Below are 21,373 nucleotides of genomic sequence, written 5' to 3'. Positions count from 1 at the left end.
CCGTGGCGGAACAGGAGCTCAAGGTACCGGATATCGGCGGCTTCGAGGCCGTGGAGGTGATCGAGGTCCTGGTCGCGCCCGGGGACCGGATCGAGCCGGAGCAGTCGCTGATTACCCTCGAGTCCGACAAGGCGAGCATGGAGGTGCCGGCGGAGGTCGGGGGCGAGATCCGGGCGGTGCACATCGCCGTCGGTGATATGGTCTCCGAGGGGAGTGTGATCGCCACCGTCGACACGGCCGCCGCCGATGCCGCATCCGGGCCGGCTGAGCCGGCGGCACCGGCCGAGGCCCCGGCTGCTGAGGGCGCCCCGGCCGAGGAAACGGCCGGATCGTCCGGAAGCGAGAAGCCGGCCGGCGGATCGGCGCCGGTGGCCCCTGCGCCCGCCCCGGCGGGCAGCGGCACAGGGCCCGCCGCGTCCAGCGGCGGGCAGCCGCCGATCGATCGCGACGGCCACCGCGCCGCCCACGCCAGCCCTTCGGTTCGTCGCTACGCCCGCGAGCTCGGCGTCGACCTCGGGCGCGTCAGCGGCAGCGGACGCAAGGGGCGTATTCGGCGCGAGGACGTGGAGGCCTACGTCAAGCGCGTGATGCAGGGCCAGGAGGTCCCGCCAACGGGTGCCGCCGCCGGCGCCCCGGCCGCCGAAGGGGTCGGGATCCCGCCGATCCCCGAGCAGGACTTCAGTCGTTTCGGCGAGGTGGAGCGGGTGGCGCTGACCCGCATCCAGCGGCTCTCGGGGCCGCACCTGCACCGCAGCTGGCTGAATGTCCCCCACGTCACACAGTTCGATGAAGCCGACATCACCGAGATGGAGGCCTTCCGCCAGTCGTTGAAGAAGGAGGCCGAGGCCCGGGGCGTGAAGCTCACCCCGCTGGCCTTCCTGGTCAAGGCGGCCACCGCGGCCCTCGCCGAGTACCCGCGTTTCAACGCCAGCCTCTCGGCGGACGGGCAGGAGCTGATCATCAAGCACTACTGCCATATCGGCGTGGCCGTCGACACCCCCGAGGGGCTGGTGGTCCCGGTCCTGCGCGACGCCGATCAGAAAGGTGTGCTGCAGATCGCCGAGGACCTCGGCGCCCTCTCGGCCAAGGCCCGCGACGGCAAGCTCTCTCCGGCGGACATGCAGGGAGGCTGTTTCTCCATCTCGAGCCTCGGTGGCATCGGTGGTACGGCGTTCACGCCCATCGTCAACGCCCCGGAGGTGGCGATCCTCGGCGTCTCCAAGTCGGAGACCCGGCCGGTGTGGGATGGGCAGGCCTTCCAACCGCGGCTGATGCTCCCGTTGTCGCTCTCCTACGACCACCGCGTCATTGACGGCGCCATGGCCGCCCGGTTCACCACCTACCTGAGCCAGGTCCTCGGCGACCTGCGCCGGCTGGTGCTGTAAGGGGCGCCCAGCGGGCGGGGGCGGCCGCCGGCCGCCCCCGCGCAAACCAGCGCCGGCGTGCTGCGCCGGCGGACTCGGCAAGGATTGGAGCACGGCATGGCTGAGCAACAGGTCAAGGTACCGGATATCGGCGGCTTCGAGGCCGTGGAGGTCATCGAGGTGCTGGTCGGACCGGGGGATCGGGCCGCGTCCGAGCAATCACTGATCACCCTGGAATCCGACAAGGCGAGCATGGAGGTGCCCGCATCCGCGGCCGGGGTGGTGCGTGAGGTGCACGTGGCGGTGGGCGATACGGTCTCCGAGGGGTCTCCGATCCTGACCCTCCAGGCGGAAGAGGCCGCCGGCGGTGATCCGGCTGCCGGCGAGGGCGCGGCCGGTGGGGCCGCCACCGGGGCACCCGCCGAGCAGACCCCGGCGGACGAAGGGGTGGCCGCGGCCGCCACCGATGCCCCGCAGGAGGCGGACTGCGACCTGGTCGTCCTCGGCGCGGGGCCGGGGGGGTACAGTGCCGCCTTCCGGGCCGCCGACCTGGGGCTGAAGGTGATGCTGGTGGATCGGTACCCGGTCCTCGGCGGCGTCTGCCTGAACGTCGGCTGCATCCCCTCCAAGGCGCTGCTCCACGCCGCCAAGGTGGTGGACGAGGCGGATCAGTTCGCCGCCCACGGGATCGCCTTCGGTAAGCCGAAGATCGATCTGGAGCGGCTCAACGACTGGAAGCGCGGCATCATCAAGCAGCTGACCCAGGGGCTGGCCGGCATCGCCAAACAGCGCAAGGTTGAGGTGGTCACCGGCGAGGCGACCTTCGCCGATGCCCACCACCTGCGGGTGGCCGGTGAGGAGGGAACGCGGACCATCAGTTTCCGGCACTGCATCATCGCCGCCGGGTCGCGGCCGGCGATCCCGCCGTCGCTGGCCGTGGACGACCCGCGGGTGATGGACTCCACCGGTGCCCTCAAGCTCGAGGAGATCCCCGAGCGATTGCTGGTGGTTGGCGGCGGGATCATCGGCCTGGAGATGGCCTCGGTCTACTCCGGGCTGGGCAGCAAGGTGACGGTGGTCGAACTCTCCGACCGGCTCATGCCCGGGGCCGACCCGGATCTGGTCAAGGTCCTGCGCAAGCGCCTGGCCAAGCGCTGCGAGGCGATCCACCTCAACACGGAGGTGACCGGCGTCAAGGCGAACAAGAAGTCGCTGACGGTCACCTTGAGCGGTGCGGATGCCCCGGAGAGTGACCGCTTCGATCGCGTCTTGGTGGCGGTGGGCCGCCGTCCGAACAGCGACGGTATCGGCCTTGAGGCCGCCGGGCTGACGCCGGGCGATGACGGCTGCCTGAGCGTGGACGAGCACATGCGCACCGCAGTGCCGCACATCCACGCCATCGGCGATATCGTCGGCCAGCCCATGCTGGCCCACAAGGCGGTGCACGAGGGCAAGATCGCCGCCGAGGTGATCGCTGGGGAGAAGAGCGCCTGGGACGCCCGGGCCATCCCCTCGGTGGCCTACACCGATCCGGAGGTCGCCTGGGTGGGGGTGACCGAGGAGCAGGCGAAGGCCGAGGCGATCGCCTACGAGAAGGGGGCCTTCCCGTGGGCGGCCAACGGTCGCGCGCTGTCGCTCGATGCCAGCGATGGCGTCTCCAAGATCCTCTTCGATGCGGACACTGGGCGGGTGATCGGCGGCGGCATCGTGGGCCCCGGTGCCGGCGATCTGATCGGCGAGATCGGCCTGGCCCTGGAGATGGGGGCGGATGCCCACGACATCGGTCTGACGGTCCATCCCCACCCGACCCTCTCCGAGACGGTGGCCATGGCGGCGGAGATGGCCAGCGGCAGCATCACCGATCTGCTGCCGCCGAAGAAACGCAGGTAGCCACCGCTCGTCGCCGCGGATGGCGGGGATGGCCCCTGCCGGGTGCGGCGTCGAACGAGCGCGCCCCTGCGGGGTCCCCTGCGCTGCTCACCGGCGCGGGGCCGCTCGCTTAAATCGCGGCGCTGAAGCGCCGCTCGGACAAAACCTCGCTGACCAGCGCGAACCGGCAAAGGTTCGCGCTGGTCCCCCGCGACGGCTGCGCTGCTCGGCGCGCTCAATGACGCCGCACCCGGCAGGGGCCATCCCCGCAATCCGCGCGGCTCGGCGCCATTCAGGCGTAGCGGCAGGCTTCGCTCAGGCCGGCGATCGGTTAGAATGCATCGGTTAGTCGGTGAGCGACGGAGGAACCCATGGAACTGCTCTGCCCGGCCGGTAACCTGACCGCCCTGCGCGCCGCCGTGGACAACGGGGCCGACACGGTCTACATCGGCTTCCGGGATGCGACCAACGCACGCCACTTCCCGGGGCTCAACTTTACCCCGGAGCAGGCCGCACGGGGCGTCGAGCACGCCCATCAGCGGGGCGTGCGCGTCCTCGTCGCCGTCAACTCCTACGTCCAGGCCGGTGGATGGGCGCAATGGCAGCGCTCCATCGACGAAGCCGCCCGCATCGGCGCCGACGCCGTCATCGTTGCCGATCTGGGCCTGCTCGAGTACACCGCTGAACAGTGGCCGGATCTGGGCCTGCACCTCTCCGTCCAGGCCTCGGCGACCACCCCCGAGGCCCTCGACTTCTACAAGCGCTGCTACGGGGTCAGCCGCGCCGTGCTGCCGCGCGTGCTTTCCATCCAGCAGGTCGAGGCCCTGGCCGGTGATACCGACGTCGAGCTCGAGGTCTTCGGCTTCGGCTCGCTGTGCGTCATGGCCGAAGGGCGCTGCCTGCTCTCCTCTTACGCCACCGGCGAATCGCCCAATACCGTGGGGGCGTGCTCGCCGGCGTGGGCCGTGCAGTGGCAGGAGACCCCCCAGGGCCGCGAGGCGCGGCTCGGTGGGCTGCTCATCGACCGCTTCGCGCCCGACGAGCCGGCGGGCTATCCGACCATCTGCAAGGGGCGCTACGACGTCGAGGGGGCCTTGGAGCACGCCTTCGAGTCGCCCACCAGCCTGGAGACCGCCGAGCTGTTGCCGCGGCTCAAGCGCGCCGGCATCCACGCGGTCAAGATCGAGGGACGCCAGCGCAGCCCGGCCTACGTGGGTAAGGTGACCCGCATCTGGCGACAGCTCATCGACCGCATCCCCGAAGCCGAGGGCGACTACACCCCGGACCCGGCGCAGGTGGCGGCCCTGCGCGAGTTCTCCGAGGGGGCCACCACCACCCTCGGCCCCTACGAGCGCAACTGGCAGTGACCGGCGAGAGGGCAAGCCGATGAAGATCGCGATCGGGCCGATTCTCTACCACTGGCCGGCGGCCGATATCCGCCGGTTCTACGACGGGTTGCGCGGGCGGGTCGATACCTTCTACCTGGGTGAGACAGTCTGCGGCCGCCGCCGCGAGCTGCGTCCCGAGGAGTGGATCGGTCTCGGCCGCGAGCTGGCCGAGGAGGGCCACGAGGTGGTGCTCTCCACCCTGAGCCTCGTCGAGGCGCGCTCCGAGGCGTCGGTGGTACGTCGGCTGTGCGATAACGGCGAGCTGCGGGTCGAAGCCAACGACTTCACCGCGGTCAGCGAACTGGAGCGCCGCGGCCTCCCCTTTGTCGCCGGGCCGACCCTCAACCTCTACAGCGGTCGCGCCCTGCGTGCCATGCAGCGCGCCGGCGCGGTGCGCTGGGTGCCGCCCATGGAGTTGCCCGGTGACTCCCTGCGCGGGGTGCTCGGCGAACTCACCGAACTCGGCGGCGAAGCCATGGAGACCGAGGTCTTCGCCTACGGCCGCCAGCCGCTGGCCTTCTCGGCCCGGTGTTTCTCGGCCCGGCACTACGACCGCCCCAAGGACGACTGCGGCTTTGTCTGCGGTCACCACCCCGAGGGGTTGCCGGTGACCACCCGGGCCGGGGAGCCGTTTCTGGTCATCAACGGTATCCAGACCCAGTCCTGGGGCTGCGCCAATCTGCTCCCGGCCATCCCGGACATGCAGCAGATGGGCGTGAGCGCGGTGCGCCTTTCACCACGCCCCGGTGCCATGGACCAGGTGGTGGCCGCTTTCCGGTCCGCGATCGCCGGCGAGCCGGCGACGCTGCACGAGCCGGAGCCGGGGCAGCAGTGCGACGGCTACTGGTGGGGCGAGGCCGGACACACCCGCAAGGCCCCCGAGCCGGGGATGGCGGAGGCAGACCGATGAAGAGACCGCAGCTCGATCAGGCCCTGCCGCTGCTACTGGCACCGCTACGCTTCGTGCCCGGGCCGGTCAATGCCGCCGTGGTGCCGGCAGTTCTGCAGCAGGTGCTGGCGGACGCGCTGGCCGACGGCGAGCTGGAGATCCTCGTCGACCGGACGCTGGCGTTGGAGGTCACCGACGCCCGGCTGGCCTACGGCTTCACCCTCCGCGATGGACGACTGGCCACGGCCGAGCCCGCTGGGGCGGATGTCACCATCCGTGGAGATGCCGCCGCGTTCCTGGCGCTGGCCGGCGGCGCTGCCGACCCGGACATGCTCTTCTTCCGCCGGCGGCTTAGCGTCGAGGGCGATGTTGCCCTGGGCCTGTCGGTGAAGAACCTGCTGGAGAGCTACGAGCCCCGCCACCGGTTGCCCGGGCCCCTGTGCCGCGCCCTCGAGGCGGCCGCTGCCCAGGTCAAGGTGTAGCGGCCGCCTCCCTGGCCGCGGTGCCCCCCGAGCCACTACAGTGGAGTGGCGCGCCACGCGGGGTGGGGGGGCTGGCGGACAGAGGGGCAGGTGATGAGCGGTGCTGGTGAGCGGGGTTGCGGCGGCAGCGACGATCCGCGTCGACGCCTGGGCGAGCGGATCGGCAGGCGCTGGCCCCGACAACAGGCGGACGATCTGGCGCGTTTCGTGACGCGCTATTACGCCCGGGTCGCGGCCGAGGATCTCGAGGATCGGGATCCCGAGGACCTCCTCGGCGCCGCCGTCGCCCACTGGCGCCTGGCCGGGCGCCGGCCGCCAGGCCAGGCGGCGATTCGCGTCTACAACCCGGACCCGGAGCAGCACGGCTGGGAGAGCCGTCACACCGTCGTCGACCTGGTCGTCGACGACCGTGCCTTCCTGATCGATTCGGTGACCATGGCCCTGCAGCAGCAGGGGCTCGCCATCCACCGTTTGTTCCACCCGGTGCTCGCCGTGCGCCGCCAGGAAGGGGGCGAGGGCGTCGCGGCGGTGGACGACGCGGATGCCCCCCTGACCGCGTTCATGCACTTCGAGGTGGATCGGCGCACCGCCCCCGAGGAGCTTGATGCCCTGCATCGGCGACTGCAGGCCGTCCTCGACGACGTCGCCACCGTTGTCGACGACTGGCGCGCGATGCGCAGCCAGCTCCTGGCTGCCGCCGACGAGCTCCAGGAGTGTCCGCCACCCGGGCTCGCCGCCGCAGACCGGGCCGAGGTGGACGCCTTTCTGCGTTGGGCGGCCGAGCACCATTTCACCTTCATCGGCTACCGGGCCTACCGCCTCGAGCAGGCCGACGACGGCCTCTGCCTGGTGCCGGAGCCGGACCGGGCCTGCGGCATCCTGCGTCACGCGCCGGCGACCCCCTCGCTGCGCTTTGCCGCTCTGGCCCCGGAGGTGCAGGAGCGCGCACTGGAGCCCGAGCCGCTGATCCTGACCCAGACCAACGCCCGCTCGCCGGTGCACCGTCCCGGCCCCATGGACTACCTCGGGGTCAAACGTTTCGATGCGCAGGGGCGGGTGGTGGGCGAGCACCGTTTCCTGGGTCTCTACACCTCGGCGGCCTACTACCGCAGCGCTCAGGAGATTCCGCTGCTGCGCCGCAAGGTGGCCACGGTCCTTCAGCGCGCCGGTTACCCGGCCGAGAGTCACGCCGGTAAGGCGCTGCTCAACATCCTTGAGACCTACCCGCGGGACGAGCTCTTCCAGATCGAGGTTGACGAACTCGAGCGCATCGCTCGCGCCGTGCTCCACCTGCGCGAGCGCCCGCGGGTGCGCCTGCTGGTGCGCTACGATCCCTGGCAGCGCTTCGCCTCCTGCCTGGTCTACGTCCCGCGGGAGCGCTACGACACGGCCAATCGGCGGCGCATCCAGGCCCGCCTCGAGCAGGCCCTGGGGGCGCCCGAGAGCGATTTCAGCGTCCAGATCGGCGAGTCGCTCCTGGCGCGCATCCGCTTCATCCTGCCCCTGCCCGGGCGCGGCGTGCCCGATGTCGACCTGTGCGCTCTCGAGGGGCGTCTGGCCGAGGCCGTGCGCTCGTGGGCCGACAGCCTGCAGGAGGCTCTGCACGAGCGGCTCGGCGAGGAACAGGGCAGTCGCCTGGCGCAGTGCTACGCCGACGCCTTCCCGGTGGCCTACCAGGAGGGGGTGCCCGCCCGGGTGGCGGCCCAGGACGTAGAGCGGATCGAGCGCGTGAACCGCGGCGCGGGCCCGCAGATGGTCCTCTACCGGCCCGTGGAGGCCGGTGCTGGGGCGCTGCGCTTCAAACTCTTCCACGGGGCACGCCCGGCCAGCCTTTCCGACGCGCTGCCGGTGTTCGAGGACATGGGCCTGCGGGTGGTGGACGAGCAACCCTTCGAGGTCGCCGCCACCGGTGCTCCGGTCTGCTGGATTCACGATTTCGGTCTGTGCTGGCAGGGGGTGGGGGGGTGCGACCCCCAGGCGGTGGGCGAGCGTTTCCGCGACGCCTTCGGCGCCGTCTGGTCACAGGCGGCCGAGAGCGACGGCTTCAATCGCCTGGTCCTGGCCGCTGGCCTGGACTGGCGCGAGGTGGCTGTGCTGCGTGCCTATGCCCGCTATCTGCGTCAGATCGGGAGCACCTTCTCCCAGGCCTACATGGCCGAGACCCTGGCGGCGCATCCGCGCATCGCCGCGCTGCTGGTGGCCCTTTTCCACGCCCGCTTCGACCCCGGACGCGCCGACGCCGAGCGGGTCGCCGGCGAGGCGGCGGCCATCCGCGAGGCGCTGCAGGGGGTGGCCAGCCTGGATCAGGATCGGATCCTGCGCCAGCTGCTGGCGGCGCTGGAGGCCACCGCCCGCACCAACCACTACACCGCCGCGACAGGGGCACCGCTGGCCCTCAAGCTGCATCCGGCCAGTATCCCCGACCTGCCGCGGCCGGTGCCGTGGGCGGAGATCTTCGTCTATGCCCCGGCCTTCGAGGGGGTTCACCTGCGCGGCGGCGAGGTGGCCCGCGGCGGGCTGCGCTGGTCGACGCGGCGCGAGGATTTCCGCAGTGAGGTGCTCGGGCTGATGAAAGCGCAGATGGTCAAAAACGCCGCTATCGTGCCGGTCGGGGCCAAGGGCGGTTTCGTGGTCAAGGATTTGCCCGGCGCCGGGGCGGCGCAGCGTGAAGCGGTCCGCGACGCCTACCGGTCCTACATCGAGGCGCTGCTCCAGGTTACCGACAACCTCCGCGATGGCCGGGTGGTGCCGCCGGAAGGGGTGCTCCGCCACGACGGTGACGACCCCTATCTAGTGGTCGCGGCGGACAAGGGTACGGCTAGCTTCTCGGATCTGGCCAACAGCGTTTCGGCGGCCCACGGCTTCTGGTTGGACGATGCCTTCGCCTCGGGTGGCTCGGCTGGTTACGACCACAAGGCGATGGGCATCACCGCGCGCGGTGCCTGGGAGTCGGTGCGGCGGCACTTCCGCGAGCTTGGTCGCGATGTCCAGCGCGAGCCTCTGACAGTAGTCGGCATCGGCGACATGTCCGGCGATGTCTTCGGCAACGGCATGCTCTGCTCCGAGCAGATCCGCCTGGTGGCCGCCTTCGACCACCGGCACGTCTTCATCGACCCGCAGCCGGACGCGGCGCTTGCCTACGCTGAGCGTCAGCGGCTGTTCGCTCTGGAGGGTTCTAGCTGGGCGGACTACGATCCGGCGCGGATCTCCGCCGGCGGCGGCGTCTATCCGCGCAGTGCCAAGTCCGTCTCGCTCTCCTCCGAGGCGTGCCGGGCGCTCGGCATTGAGACCGCTGAGCTGACCCCGGACCAGCTCATCCAGGCTGTGCTGCGCGCCCCGGTGGATCTGCTCTGGAACGGCGGCATCGGTACCTACGTCAAGGCCCGGGAGCAGAGCCACACCGAGGTCGGCGACAAGGCCACCGACGGAGTGCGAATCGACGCGCGTCAGCTGCGCTGCCGCGTGGTGGGCGAGGGCGGCAACCTGGGCTTCACCCAGGCGGCGCGGGTGGAGTACGCCGCCGCCGGCGGCCGGATCAACACCGACGCCATCGACAACGTCGGCGGTGTGGCCTGCTCCGACCACGAGGTCAATATCAAAATCCTGCTTAACGAAGCCCGCGACGACGGCGAACTCACCGGCCGTCACCGTGATGCGCTTCTGGCGGAAATGACCGAGGAGGTGGCGGAACGGGTCCTCGAGACCTGCCGCGCCCAGGCCGGCGCCCTGAGCCTGGCCGAAGCCGAGGCCACGGCGCGGCTCGATGAGCACGCCGAGCTGATGCGCCGGCTCGAGCGTGACGGCGTTCTCGATCGGACCCTCGAGGGGCTGCCCGACGATGAGGCACTGGCCGAGCGGGCCGCGCGGGAGTTGGGGCTGCTGCGGCCCGAACTGGCGGTACTACTGGCCTACGCCAAGATCGTCGTCCAGCGCGAACTGCGCGCCTCGGCGCTGCCCGGTGAGGCGTTCATGGAGCCGTTGCTGTTCGACTACTTCCCGCCGGCGCTCGGCGAGCGTTACGCCGAGCGCGTCCGCGGCCACCGTCTGCGCCGGGAACTGGTGGCCACCGCCGCCGCCAACCGGGTGGTCAACCGCATGGGCGAGACCTTCTGCGCGCGGCTGGCCGCGCGCTCGGGCTGCGAGGTGGCGGAGGTGGTGCGGGCGTGGTTCGTGGCCGAGGCGATGTTCGCGCTCGACGCCGCCTGGGAGGGTGTCGAGGCGCGGGCGAGCGAGGTGGACCACGGCGTGGTCACCGGCCTGCTCCAGGGGGTGCGAGAACTCCACGAGCACGCGACGCTGTGGCTGCTGCGCAACCTCGGTGCCGGGCTCGGGGACGCCGAGGGCGGCGCCGCGGCTGCGGTATCTCGCGTGCGGCCGAGCCTGCAGCGGCTCAACGAGCACCTCAGCGATCTGCTGCCCGCCGCTCGGGCGGAGGCTCTGGCGGCCGAGGGAAAGCGGCTCGAGCAGGCCGGCCTGCCGCCGGGGCTGGCGCGGCGGATGGCGACCCTGCCCGAGCTCTACCCGGCGCTGGACTGGGTGAAGGTGGCAGAATCCACCGGGGCCGACATCCTGGCCATCGCAGCCAGCCACTTCCGTCTGGTCGAGGGCCTCGGCCTGGCGGGTCTGCGTCGGCGGTTGGAGCGGCTCGAGGCCCATGACGGTTGGCAGGTGCGCTTCCGCGAGGGGCTGGTGGCGGATTACGATCTCCAGTTGCGCGGCCTGACGGCGCAGCTGGTGGCGACCCGCGGCGCCGATCCGGCGGCCGTCGACGGTTTCCTGGGCGAGCGGCGCGTGGCGTTGGAGCGCCTGCAGACCGTGCTGGCCGAGGTGCAGCAGAGCGCGGCGCCGGGCGGCGCCGTCCTGGCCGTGGCCGTCCAGGAGCTCAAGGCGCTGGTCCAGGTGGGCGATGCCCGCCGTCTCCCCGAGTCCTGAATCATACGAGGTCCTATGCGCGAACCGGTGCAACTCTCCCTGACCACCCGCGGTGCGGGGGCGCCGCTGCTCCTGCTCCACGGCCTCTACGGCAGTGGCGGCAACCTCAACCGCTTCACCCGCCGCTTCGCCGCTGACTACCGGGTGTTGACCCCGGATCTGCGCAACCACGGCCGGTCACCGCATCGGCCGGGCATGGACTACCCGGCACTGGCCACCGATGTGGAGGCGCTGCTCGATCGCGAGGGTGTTGAGCGGGTGGCCGTGCTGGGCCACTCCATGGGCGGCAAGGTGGCCATGACCCTCGCCCTGACCCGGCCTCGGCGGGTGGCGGCGGTGGTCGCCGCAGACATCGCTCCGGTGGCCTACCGGCACGAGCACGCCACCGTGATCGCCGCCCTGCAACGGGTCGATGTGGCCGGGGCCGCCAGTCGGCGCGAGGTGGATGCCGCCCTGGCGGCCGAGATCACGTCGCCGGCGGTCCGCCAGTTCCTGCTGACCAACCTGGTCCCTGCCGCCGGGGGTGGTTACCAGTGGCGTATCCCGTTGCAGCTCCTCGCCGAGGCGGTGCCGGATATACAGGGTTTTCCGGATCTGGCGGGTACTTATGACGGCCCGGCACTGTTCCTCTATGGAACGGCCTCTGACTACTTCGACCCGGTCCGGCACCGGGATGCCGCGGCCGGGTATTTTCCGGCGGCCGAGTTCGAGGCCCTGGAGGGCGCTGGTCACTGGCTGCACGCCGAGCAGCCCGAGGCCTTCGCGGCTGCCGTGGAGCGTTTCCTGGCGCGGACCTACCCGGCCCGGTAGGCCCGGCCACCCTGGAAGCAAGCATCAAGCTCACCCTATACTGGGCTGATTCAACACCCCAAGGGAATTTATATGTCCGACGACTTCAAAGAAGCCGCCCTCGAATACCACCGACAGCCAACCCCTGGCAAGATCGAGGTCATCCCCAGCAAACCGCTGGCTAACCAGCGTGACCTCGCCCTGGCCTACTCGCCCGGCGTGGCCTCGGCCTGCGAAGCCATTGTCAACGATCCCCGCGAGGCGGCCGCCATGACCACCCGGGGCAACCTGGTGGCGGTGATCACCAACGGCTCCGCCGTCCTCGGACTGGGCAACATCGGTCCGCTGGCGTCGAAGCCGGTGATGGAGGGCAAGGGCGTCCTGTTCAAGAAGTTCGCCGGCATCGATGTCTTCGATATCGAGGTCGACGAGCCGGACGCCGAGCGCTTCGTCGACATCGTCTCCGCCCTGGAGCCGACCTTCGGGGGCATCAACCTGGAGGACATCAAGGCGCCGGAGTGCTTCGAGATCGAGGAGGCCCTCAAGCGCCGGATGAACATCCCGGTCTTCCACGACGATCAACACGGCACCGCCATCATCACCGCCGCGGCCATCCGCAACGGCCTGCGCGTGGTGGGTAAGCGCCTGGAGGACGTCACCCTGGTCTGCTCCGGTGCCGGGGCGGCGGCTATCGCCTGCCTCGACCTGCTGGTGGCCATGGGCCTGCCCAGGGAGCAGATCACCGTCACCGATCGAAAGGGCGTGGTCTATAAGGGGCGCAAGGAGTACATGGATCCGCGCAAGGAGGGCTACGCCCGGGAGACGGCCGCGCGGAGCCTGCGTGAAGTGATCGAGGGTGCGGATATCTTCCTGGGCCTGTCGGCACCGGGGGTGCTCAACGCCGAGATGGTCAATCTGATGGCCGATCGGCCGATCATCATGGCGCTGGCCAATCCGGTCCCCGAGATCCTCCCCGAGGAGGCGCGGGAGGCCCGTCCCGATGCGGTGCTCGCCACCGGCCGCTCGGATTATCCGAACCAGGTGAACAACGTCCTGTGCTTCCCATTCATCTTCCGTGGGGCGCTGGACGTGGGCGCCAGCGCCATCAACGAGGCGATGAAGATCGCCGCGGTGGAGGCCATCGCCGACCTGGCCACCGAGGAGTCCTCCGAGGAAGTGGTGGCGGCCTACGGGGGGCGGCCCTGGAGCTTCGGGGCCGACTACCTGATCCCCAAGCCGTTCGACCCCCGGTTGATCAGCCGCGTGGCGCCGGCAGTGGCCCACGCCGCCATGGAGAGCGGGGTTGCCTGCCGGCCGATCAACGACTTCGAGGCCTATCGGCTGCAGCTGCAGCAGTACGTGTTCCAGTCGGGCCTGGTGATGAAGCCGATCTTCGAGCGCGCCCGCGAGCAGCCCAAGCGGGTGGTTTACACCGACGGCGAGGAGGAGCGCATCCTGCGCGCCGTGCAGCTGGTCGTGGACGAGAATCTGGCGCGGCCCATCGTGGTCGGGCGGCGGCGAGTGGTCGAGAAGCGGCTGCGTCAGCTCGGCCTGCGCGTGCAGATCGACGAGGACTTCGAGCTGGTCGACCCGGAGGGCGACCCGCGCTACCGCGACTACTGGCAGGCGTACTACCACCTGATGGCCCGCCGCGGTGTGACCCCGGCGCGGGCACGGACCGTGGTGCGCACGCGCAATACCGTCATCGGTGCGCTGATGGTCCACTTGGGCGATGCAGATGCCCTGGTCGGCGGTATCGAGGGGCGCTACCAGCGGCAGATGCAGCATATCCAGGACGTTATCGGTCGACGCCGTGGGGTGCGGAACCTGGCGGCCATGAACGTGCTGATCATGCCCAAGGGGACTTTCTTCCTGGCGGACACCTACGTCAACCAGGATCCCAACCCCCACGAGATTGCCGAGATGACCCTGCTGGCCGCCGATGAGGTGCGCCGTTTCGGAACCACGCCGAAGGTGGCCCTGCTCTCGCACTCGAACTTCGGGACCTCGTCGCAGCCATCGGCGGAAAAGATGCGCCACGCCCTGGAGCTGATCCAGGATCGGGACCCGGCCCTCGAGGTCGAGGGCGAGATGCACGGCGATGCGGCGATCTCCGAGGAGGTGCGGCGGCGCATCTTCCCCGATGCGCAGCTGGAGGGCGAAGCGAACCTGCTGATCATGCCCGGGCTGGACGCCGCCAACATCTCCTTCAATCTGCTCAAGGCGACCACCGACAGTGTCTCGGTGGGGCCGATCCTGCTCGGGACCGCCAAGCCGGCCCACCTGCTAACGCCGTCCTCGACGGTCCGGGCCATCGTCAACCTCACCGCCCTGTCGGTGGTCGAGGCGCAGATGACCGAGGCTGTGGACGCCGGGAAGCAGACGTAGCGCCGGGGCGGCGGCAGAAGGGGGTACGAAAAAGGCCCCGGGCCACTCTAAGTGGCCCGGGGCCTCTCGTTTGCCCGCCGGTCGCCCGCAGCGTGGGTGTCAGTCGTTGCGGGGTCGCCCCTCGGTGTCGTCGCCGGGGGCGTAGTCGGGGGGGGCGTCCGAGCGGCCCTCCTCGAGCTCCGGCGCCGCCGGGTGCTCCGGGGCGGGCCCCGGCAGACCAGGGAGGGCGTCGCTGCCGGCGCCGGAGAGGTCCATGGCCAGGCGATAGGTGGCCCGGGCCCCGTCGTAGTCCCCCAGATGCTCCTGCAGGGCACCGAGGGTGCGCAGGTACTCCGGCCGGGCCGTCTGGTCCACGGCGGCCTGCAGGTAGTCCCGGGCCCGGTCCCACTGCTCGGCCTGCAGGGCCAGGATGCCCGCGGCGTAGAGGGTCTTCGGATCGTCCCGGTGGGCTTGGATCCAGCCCTCGGCCTTCTCCAGCCGCGTCGCGTAGGTGGCGGTGTCGTCGGCCGGCAGGCGAGCGTAGCGCTCGAGCAGCTCGGGGTTCCACTCCTTCTGCAGCTGCTTCTGGATGAGCTCCTCGGCGCTCTGTACCTCCCCGAGGGTGATCAGCCCGTCCACGTAGGCGCAGAGCACCTCGGGATCCTTGCGCAGGCCCCGGCTCAGGTCCTGCCACGCCTCTTGCAGGGCCTGCTTGTCCTCGCCGGAGGCCCGCGCCAGGCGCTCTCGGGCCACCCAGCGGTTGAGATCGAGGAGTTCGTTCTTGGGCAGGATGCCTTGGCGGTCGATGCGCGGCAGCAGGGGCTCGAGCCGCTCCCAGTCGCCCAGGGCGCGACAGCAGCCGATCATCAGCTCCAGGGCCCGGCGATGCTTGGGCTCCTTATCGAGGACGGCCGACACGCTCGCCTGAGCCTCTTCCCACTGCCCCGATTCGGCCTGCAGCTGCGCCTGGAGCAGCCGGACCGCCAGGTTGGCGTCGGGCCCGCTCTTCTCGGCCGTGGTCAGGTAGCCGTCCCGCACCTCGCGGGCGCCCCGGCGCTGGGCGGCGATCGCCGCGGTCAGGTAGTTCACCAGGGGCGCCTCGCTGCGCCGGGCGCTGTGCACCAGCTGCTTTTCGGCGGTGTCGTAGTCACCCTCGGCAAAGCGCAGCAGCCCGGAGGTGAGTTCTGTGCGGGCCGACTCCTGCCGCCGCTGGCCCTGCCAGCTACGCAGCCGGCGCGGCATGCTCCACAGCCGCCCAAGGGCGGCCAGGGCCAGGTAGAGCAGGAGGACCAAGAGCCCCAGGACCACGGCGGAGAAGAGCAAGCTCATCTCCAGCCGCCAAGGCCCCACGGAGAGCATCACGTAGCCCTCCTGCTGGTTGAAGTACAGCGCCGTAAGTACGGCACCGGCCAGGATCAGTAGGTAGATGAACAGGCGGCGCATGTCAGAACGGCTTCACTGGTTCAAGGAGGGGTTCGATATCCGGCAGGTCGTGCCGGATCGGCTCGTCGGCCAAGTCCAGTAGGTCGTCTCTGGCCTCGGCGACGCGCTCGTCGTCGGTGTCGAAGCGGCGTTCCAGCCACCCGGCGGCCCGCTCCAGCCCGGCGCGATAGCTCTCTTGGTCGCCGCTGTGCAGTGCCAGCAGGACGCTCTCCAGCTGCAGACGCAGCCCCTCGCGCAGGAAGTACTGCTGCTCCGGGGTGAGGAGTTCTTCCAGCTCCTCCTCGTGTTGCACCCGGACCAGCTCACCGAGTCCCTCGCGCAGGCGGCTCCAGGCCCGACTCAGAGCGCCCCGCCAGCCCTCCTCGGCTTCGTCGAGCTCCGGCAGATCCGGGGCCACGCCCTCGCCCGGATCGCCGGTGAGGGCAAGGTCATTGATCTCGTCCATGCGCGCAGTGATGCGCTCGCGGATGCCGCCAATATCCGGGCCGGAGTAGTCGAGCAGGGCGTCGATGGCCTCGCGGATGGCTTGGCGCTCCGGGATGCTCTCGCCGCCGAGTTCGGCCAGGAGGCCGTCGGCGCCCCGCAGGGCGGCCAAGGCGGAATCCACGTCGTGGTGGTGGCGGACCCGGTGGATGGCAATCTGCGCCAGGTAGCCGGCCTCGGCCTTCAGCCAGCCTTCCTCTTCCTGCTCGCTGCGCGCCCCGAGGCGCTCCATGTCCTCGTCGAGCCCCTCCTGCGCCGCAGCAAGTTCCTCGACCCGCTCTTCAAGGCGGGACTCGATCTCGTCCATGCGCTCGGTCAGTCGCGCGTCCAGATCCCCCAGCGCGGCCTCGCCGACGCCCTCCGCATCGCCCAGCTCATCGAACCGGGCGGCCAGATCGTCCACGCGGGACTCCAGTGACGCCAGGCTATCGGCGGTATCGTCGCTAGCCTGCTTGGCTGCCTCGACGTCCGCGGCGAGGGCGTCGAAGTCCTCCAGGTACTCTTCCAGGCGGGCGGCGGCCTCGGCCTGCTCGCGTGCCTTCTCAAGGGTCTCGTCGAGCTCGGCATCGCGCTCCTCCTGGGCGGCGACGCGCTCGTCGAGCTCTTGCTGAGCGGCCTGCAGTTCCTCGTAGAGCTGATAACCGTAGACGCCCGCAGCAATGGTGCCGCCGCCGAGCAGAACGATGACGAACCACAGGGTGAAACGGCTGCGCGGTTCGGGGGTGGAACTCAGCCGACTGCCACCGCCTCCGTCGCTGCCGCCGCCACTTCCGGAGCCGGACTTGCCGCTGTCCTGCTCCTTACCCTTGTGGTCCTCCTTGCCTTCCTTGTCGTCGCCGCCGGAGGCTTGCTCCTGGCTCGATTGGGTGCTCGCGGCGGCGCTGCTGGAACGTTCCTGGCCGGTGGCGTCGCTGCTGCTGCCCGCCTCGCCCGGCTGTTCACCGGGCCGGGTATCGCTCTGGCCACCGCCGGCGCTCTCCTGGCTGCCGCTGCCGGTGGCAGCGCCGGGCTGGGGGGCGGGCTGCCCTGGGCGGGCATCGCCGCGACGCGGGCTATCACCGCTGCGCGATTCGGAGGAACTCTGCGCGCCGCGGTTCGGATCCTCCGGGCGATTCCGGTCCTCCGGACGGTTGGGGTTGCTCATCTTCGCCTACTCCTGATCTCTGCCACGGCCCTGGCGGCGCGTGCGGTGGCCGCCGTGAGCTCTTCTTCCGCCGCGGTTGCCGCGATCTCGACATGTCCGGCGTGGGGGCTCGCCATGACCGCCACCCGGTCGCCGATGACGACCACCGCAGCCCGGGCGAGCCACCGTCGGCCACGGTCCCCGACGAGCTCCAGGAAGTTCTCCAGAACCTCGCCGCTGGTGGCGATGACGACCTGAACGCGGTCGGCCTCGGCGGCCGCGAGCAGCGGGGTGGGGTCGGCCGACGGCCGGATGCGTCGATAGACTTCCAGAAAACCCACCTCGGCGCCACAGTCGCGGAGTGTCTCGGCCAAGTGCGGCCGCCCTCCGACTCCGCGGACTATCATGACACGCCCCGAGCTGATGCTGCCAAGTTCCGTTTCCTCCAGCAGATCCTCGCTCGTGGCGCCATGGCGGGGGTAGAGCACCTCCTCGATGCCGTTGCGACGAAGTGCCTCGGCGGTGCCCCGGCCGACGGTGGCGCAGCGGGCGTGGGCGGCGGGGCCACCGGCGGCGCGGATGCGTGGCAGCCCGTGGTCGACGGCGTTCTGACTGACGAAGATCAGCCAGTCGGCGCCGGCGGCCTGCCGGGCTGCCTCCTGCCGTGCCGCGTCGTCCGGCTCGGCGGCGATCTCCAGGGTGGGAAACCGCCACACCTCGGCGCCGGCCTCCTCCAGGGCGTGAGCGAGACCCTCCGCCTGGTGGGCGGGTCGGCTGACGACGACGCCGGTGCCGTCCAGGGGCCCCGTCATGGCTGCTCGGCGAGGGCCTTGAGGATGCGGTCGGCCCCGCGGGCAAGTAGGTCGTCGCCCAGCTGGCGGCCCAGGTTCTCGGCATCGGCGGCGGGGCCGCGGATCTCGCCCCGGATGACTTCGCTGCCGTCAACGGCGCCCACCAGACCGCGCAGGTGGACCTCGTCGCCGTCGAGCTCGGCGTAGCCGCCGATGGGAACCTGGCAGCTGCCCTCGAGCCGGGCGTTCATGCCCCGCTCGGCGCTGATGCGGATGCGGGTGGGCTCGTGGTTGAGACCCTCCACGAGTTTCATGACCCGCTCGTCGCCCTCCCGGCATTCGATGCCGAGCGCACCCTGGCCCACCGCAGGCAGGCTCTGTTCCGGCGTCAGGCGCCCGGCGATGCGGTGCGTCAGCTCCAGGCGGTCGAGCCCGGAGGCGGCCAGGATGATGGCGTCGTAAACGCCATCGTCGAGCTTGCGCAGCCGGGTCTGGACGTTGCCGCGCAGGACCTCGATGTGCAGGTCGGGCCGGCGGTCCATGATCTGGCATTGACGGCGCAGGCTCGCCGTACCGACCCGGGCGCCGTGGGGGAGCTCATCCAGGTCCGTGTAGTGGTTGGAGACGAAGGCGTCCCGCGGATCGGCCCGGTCCGAGACGGCGGCCAGGGCGAAGCCGTCGGGCAGGCGCCAGGGGATGTCCTTCATCGAGTGCACGGCCAGATCGGCGTCGCCGCGCAGCATGCCGTCCTCGAGTTCCTTCATGAACAAGCCCTTGCCGCCAATGCGCGCCAGCGGCTGATCGAGGATCTCGTCGCCGCGGGTGGACATGGGGACCAGCTCCACCTCCAGGCCGGGGTGCAGGCGCTGCAGTTCGGCGGCGATGTGCTCGGCCTGCCACATGGCAAGCTGGGAACGGCGGGTGGCGATTCGCAGGGATTCAGCGGCCATTACGGTCCATCCTGACTGGTTAGACTCGGAGAAAAACACGCTAAAGTGTCGTCGCAATGCCGCCCCGGTTTCAACCTGTTGTCGCCGATAGTGACGCCGCAGGGGGCGCGCGCGACGGCCGCTCGGCACTACAATGACGGCCGCGCCGGCGCCCCCGCCGGGCGGGACGACCGGCTTGAGACCCTTTCCGCCCACTGAAAAGCGATCGTGAGCACCCGCTATGAGCCAGAAAGACGCAGCCCCCGGCCAGCAGCTGTGGACCGGCCGTTTCACTGAGGCGACCGACGCATTCGTCGAGCGCTTCTCGGCCTCGGTGCAGTTCGATGCCCGCCTCGCCCTGCACGACATACAGGGCTCCGAGGCGCACGCCCGCATGCTTGCCGAGCGCGGTGTGCTGACCGAGGCCGAGCGCGACGCCATCCTCCAGGGCCTGGCCGAGATCCGCCAGGAGGTGGTCGAGGAGCGCTTCCCCTGGTCGCCGCAGCTCGAGGATGTCCACATGAACATCGAGCACCGGTTGACCCAGCGCATCGGCGAGGCCGGCAAGAAGCTCCATACCGGCCGCTCGCGCAACGACCAGATCGCCACCGACGTGCGTCTCTTCCTGCGCGAGGCCATCGACACCATCCGCGCCGAGCTTGCCCGCTTCCAGAACGGCCTGGTCGATCTGGCCGAGCGCGAGGCCGACACCATCATGCCCGGCTTCACCCACCTGCAGGTGGCCCAGCCGGTGACCTTCGGCCACCACATGCTGGCCTGGTACGAGATGCTCGAGCGCGATCGCGACCGGCTGGCCGACTGCCGTCGCCGGCTCAACCAGTGCCCCCTGGGCGCCGCGGCGCTGGCCGGGACTTCGTTCCCCATCGACCGCGAGGCGACCGCCCGCGAGCTGGGCTTTGATGGGCCGACGCGCAACTCCCTGGACTCGGTCAGTGACCGCGACTTCGCCATCGAGTTCTGTGCCGACGCCAGCCTGGTCCTCGTGCACCTCTCGCGCATGGCCGAGGAGCTGGTGCTGTGGACGTCGCAGCAGTTTGGCTTCATCGACTTGCCGGATCGCTTCTGCACCGGTTCGTCGATCATGCCGCAGAAGAAGAACCCCGACGTGGCGGAGCTGGTGCGCGGCAAGGCCGCCCGGGCCCAGGGCAGCCTGGTTCAGCTGCTGACCCTGATGAAGGGCCAGCCGCTGGCCTACAACCGGGACAACCAGGAGGACAAGGAGCCGCTGTTCGATGCCGTGGATACGGCCCGTGATGCGCTCACCGCCTTCGCCGATATGGTCCCGGCGCTGACCGTCAACCGCGAACGCTGCCGCGAGGCGGCCCGGGCCGGTTTCGCCACCGCCACCGATCTGGCCGATTACCTGGTTCGCCAGGGGCTGGCTTTCCGCGACGCCCACGAGGTGGTCGGCCGTGCCGTGCGCTACGCCACGGAGGCCGACCGCGACCTGGCCGAGCTCAGCCTCGAGGAGCTGCGGCAGTTCTCCGCGGCCATCGGCGACGACGTCTTTGCGGTCCTGACCCTCGATGGCTCGGTGGCGGCGCGTTCCCACATCGGCGGCACGGCGCCGGAGCAGGTCCGTGCCCAGGCCCGTGCGGCCCGGGAGCGCCTGGCTTGAGCCACCGCCCGCGTAAGCGTTTCGGGCAGAACTTCCTGCGCGATCCGTCGGTCATCCAGCGCATGATCACGGCGATCGCCCCGCGGCAGGGGCAGACGCTGCTGGAGATCGGCCCCGGCGAGGGGGCACTGACCGAGCCGCTGCTCGAACGCCTGGGCAGCCTGACGGCGGTGGAGCTCGACCGCGATCTGGCGCCCCGGCTGCGCGAGCGTTTCGGCCCTGCCCTGACGGTGATCGAGGGTGACGCCCTGGAGCTGGATCCGGCCGGGCTGGCTCCGGCCCAGGGGCGACTGCGCGTGGTGGGGAATCTGCCCTACAACGTCTCGACGCCGATCCTGTTTCACCTGCTCGCCGCCGCGGACACCATCGAGGATCTGCACCTGCTCCTCCAGCGGGAGGTGGTGGATCGGATGGTGGCGCCGCCGGGGAGCCGGACCCGGGGGCGGCTGTCGGTGATGGTGCAGTACCGCTGCCGGGTGGAGCGCTGCTTCAACGTGCCGGCCGGGGCGTTCTTCCCGGCGCCGAAGGTGATGTCGTCGTTTGTTCGCCTCGTCCCCCACCGTCCGCTGCCGGCGCCGGCCCAGGACGAGGCGTGGCTGCAGGAGGTGGTGACGGCGGCCTTCGCCGGGCGGCGCAAGACGCTGCGCAACAGCCTCAAGGGGCGGGTCGCGGAGGCGGCGTTCGAGGCGGCGGGGGTCGATCCCGGGGCGCGGGCCGAGACGCTCTCGGTGGAGGCCTTCGTGCGCCTCGCCGATGCCGCACGGGGCGCACCGGAGACCGCCGCAGGGCGGTGAGAGGGAGTCGTACTGACTGACGGTGCTTGCTCCGAGGAGGGCGGGGACGCCGGGGTGACCCGGGGGCATTGAGCGCGCCGAGCATCGCAGG

14 protein-coding genes are annotated in these 21,373 nt (G+C 70.8%); 10 read left to right on the top strand and 4 right to left on the bottom strand.

Annotated features, from left to right (window positions below):
• Positions 1–2 precede the first annotated feature (2 nt).
• The 8 genes from aceF to CCR79_RS06030 all read left to right on the top strand — a co-directional run bounded on the left by aceF (position 3) and on the right by CCR79_RS06030 (position 14,101).
• Complete coding sequence (gene aceF / locus CCR79_RS06065) at positions 3–1,385, top strand: dihydrolipoyllysine-residue acetyltransferase (protein ID WP_201169871.1); 1,383 nt, start codon at positions 3–5, stop codon at positions 1,383–1,385.
• A 96-nt stretch (positions 1,386–1,481) separates the two neighbouring features.
• Positions 1,482–3,254, top strand: a complete 1,773-nt coding sequence (lpdA, locus tag CCR79_RS06060; protein ID WP_201169869.1) for a dihydrolipoyl dehydrogenase — start codon at positions 1,482–1,484, stop codon at positions 3,252–3,254.
• A gap of 350 nt (positions 3,255–3,604) precedes the next feature.
• A complete protein-coding gene (gene ubiU, locus CCR79_RS06055; protein ID WP_201169867.1) occupies positions 3,605–4,600 on the top strand; it encodes a ubiquinone anaerobic biosynthesis protein UbiU in 996 nt (331 codons plus the stop codon).
• 19 nt (positions 4,601–4,619) lie between these two features.
• A complete protein-coding gene (locus CCR79_RS06050; RefSeq protein ID WP_201169865.1) occupies positions 4,620–5,531 on the top strand; it encodes a U32 family peptidase in 912 nt (303 codons plus the stop codon).
• On the top strand, positions 5,528–5,992 hold the full coding sequence (gene ubiT, locus CCR79_RS06045; protein WP_201169863.1) for a ubiquinone anaerobic biosynthesis accessory factor UbiT: 465 nt from the start codon (positions 5,528–5,530) through the stop codon (positions 5,990–5,992). Before CCR79_RS06050 ends, ubiT begins: the two co-directional genes overlap by 4 nt.
• Before the next feature lie 93 nt (positions 5,993–6,085).
• On the top strand, positions 6,086–10,924 hold the full coding sequence (locus tag CCR79_RS06040) for an NAD-glutamate dehydrogenase (RefSeq protein ID WP_201169861.1): 4,839 nt from the start codon (positions 6,086–6,088) through the stop codon (positions 10,922–10,924).
• 15 nt (positions 10,925–10,939) lie between these two features.
• Entirely contained in the window at positions 10,940–11,734 is a 795-nt protein-coding gene (locus CCR79_RS06035) for an alpha/beta fold hydrolase (protein ID WP_201169859.1), read from the top strand.
• Between the two features lie 72 nt (positions 11,735–11,806).
• Positions 11,807–14,101, top strand: a complete 2,295-nt coding sequence (locus CCR79_RS06030; protein ID WP_201169856.1) for an NADP-dependent malic enzyme — start codon at positions 11,807–11,809, stop codon at positions 14,099–14,101.
• Positions 14,102–14,200: 99 nt separating this feature from the next.
• Here the strand turns inward: CCR79_RS06030 and CCR79_RS06025 are convergent, their stop codons facing one another.
• The 4 genes from CCR79_RS06025 to hemC are packed head-to-tail and all read right to left on the bottom strand — an operon-like array spanning position 14,201 to position 18,870.
• Positions 14,201–15,523, bottom strand: a complete 1,323-nt coding sequence (locus CCR79_RS06025) for a heme biosynthesis HemY N-terminal domain-containing protein (RefSeq protein WP_201169852.1) — start codon at positions 15,521–15,523, stop codon at positions 14,201–14,203.
• Position 15,524: 1 nt separating this feature from the next.
• Positions 15,525–17,150, bottom strand: a complete 1,626-nt coding sequence (locus CCR79_RS06020) for a uroporphyrinogen-III C-methyltransferase (RefSeq protein ID WP_201169849.1) — start codon at positions 17,148–17,150, stop codon at positions 15,525–15,527.
• Positions 17,147–17,941 carry a uroporphyrinogen-III synthase gene (locus CCR79_RS06015; RefSeq protein ID WP_201169846.1) on the bottom strand — a complete coding sequence of 265 codons (795 nt, stop codon included), beginning with the start codon at positions 17,939–17,941 and terminating at the stop codon, positions 17,147–17,149. The genes CCR79_RS06020 and CCR79_RS06015 overlap by 4 nt, the downstream gene beginning before the upstream one ends.
• Positions 17,938–18,870 carry a hydroxymethylbilane synthase gene (gene hemC / locus CCR79_RS06010; RefSeq protein ID WP_201169844.1) on the bottom strand — a complete coding sequence of 311 codons (933 nt, stop codon included), beginning with the start codon at positions 18,868–18,870 and terminating at the stop codon, positions 17,938–17,940. The genes CCR79_RS06015 and hemC overlap by 4 nt, the downstream gene beginning before the upstream one ends.
• A gap of 220 nt (positions 18,871–19,090) precedes the next feature.
• On the opposite strand from hemC, the gene argH reads away from it, so the two are divergent.
• On the top strand, positions 19,091–20,488 hold the full coding sequence (argH, locus tag CCR79_RS06005; protein WP_201169842.1) for an argininosuccinate lyase: 1,398 nt from the start codon (positions 19,091–19,093) through the stop codon (positions 20,486–20,488).
• Positions 20,485–21,282 carry a 16S rRNA (adenine(1518)-N(6)/adenine(1519)-N(6))-dimethyltransferase RsmA gene (gene rsmA / locus CCR79_RS06000; RefSeq protein ID WP_201169840.1) on the top strand — a complete coding sequence of 266 codons (798 nt, stop codon included), beginning with the start codon at positions 20,485–20,487 and terminating at the stop codon, positions 21,280–21,282. The genes argH and rsmA overlap by 4 nt, the downstream gene beginning before the upstream one ends.
• The last annotated feature ends 91 nt before the right edge of the window (positions 21,283–21,373 follow it).

Origin of the sequence: Halorhodospira halophila (assembly GCF_016653405.1) — a bacterium.
GTDB classification, from domain to species: Bacteria; Pseudomonadota; Gammaproteobacteria; order Nitrococcales; family Halorhodospiraceae; genus Halorhodospira; species Halorhodospira halophila_A.
Note: the sequence above shows the minus strand (reverse complement) of the source record. Positions and strands in the feature narration are given on the sequence as shown.

Coding starts and splice junctions, on each gene's coding strand:
- lpdA (WP_201169869.1), top strand. CDS start 1,482: ATGGCTGAGCAACAGGTCAAGGTACCGGATATCGGCGGCTTCGAGGCC.
- CCR79_RS06040 (WP_201169861.1), top strand. CDS start 6,086: ATGAGCGGTGCTGGTGAGCGGGGTTGCGGCGGCAGCGACGATCCGCGT.
- CCR79_RS06025 (WP_201169852.1), bottom strand. CDS start 15,523: ATGCGCCGCCTGTTCATCTACCTACTGATCCTGGCCGGTGCCGTACTT.
- argH (WP_201169842.1), top strand. CDS start 19,091: ATGAGCCAGAAAGACGCAGCCCCCGGCCAGCAGCTGTGGACCGGCCGT.
- CCR79_RS06015 (WP_201169846.1), bottom strand. CDS start 17,941: ATGACGGGGCCCCTGGACGGCACCGGCGTCGTCGTCAGCCGACCCGCC.
- CCR79_RS06050 (WP_201169865.1), top strand. CDS start 4,620: ATGAAGATCGCGATCGGGCCGATTCTCTACCACTGGCCGGCGGCCGAT.
- CCR79_RS06030 (WP_201169856.1), top strand. CDS start 11,807: ATGTCCGACGACTTCAAAGAAGCCGCCCTCGAATACCACCGACAGCCA.
- ubiU (WP_201169867.1), top strand. CDS start 3,605: ATGGAACTGCTCTGCCCGGCCGGTAACCTGACCGCCCTGCGCGCCGCC.
- ubiT (WP_201169863.1), top strand. CDS start 5,528: ATGAAGAGACCGCAGCTCGATCAGGCCCTGCCGCTGCTACTGGCACCG.
- CCR79_RS06020 (WP_201169849.1), bottom strand. CDS start 17,150: ATGAGCAACCCCAACCGTCCGGAGGACCGGAATCGCCCGGAGGATCCG.
- hemC (WP_201169844.1), bottom strand. CDS start 18,870: ATGGCCGCTGAATCCCTGCGAATCGCCACCCGCCGTTCCCAGCTTGCC.
- CCR79_RS06035 (WP_201169859.1), top strand. CDS start 10,940: ATGCGCGAACCGGTGCAACTCTCCCTGACCACCCGCGGTGCGGGGGCG.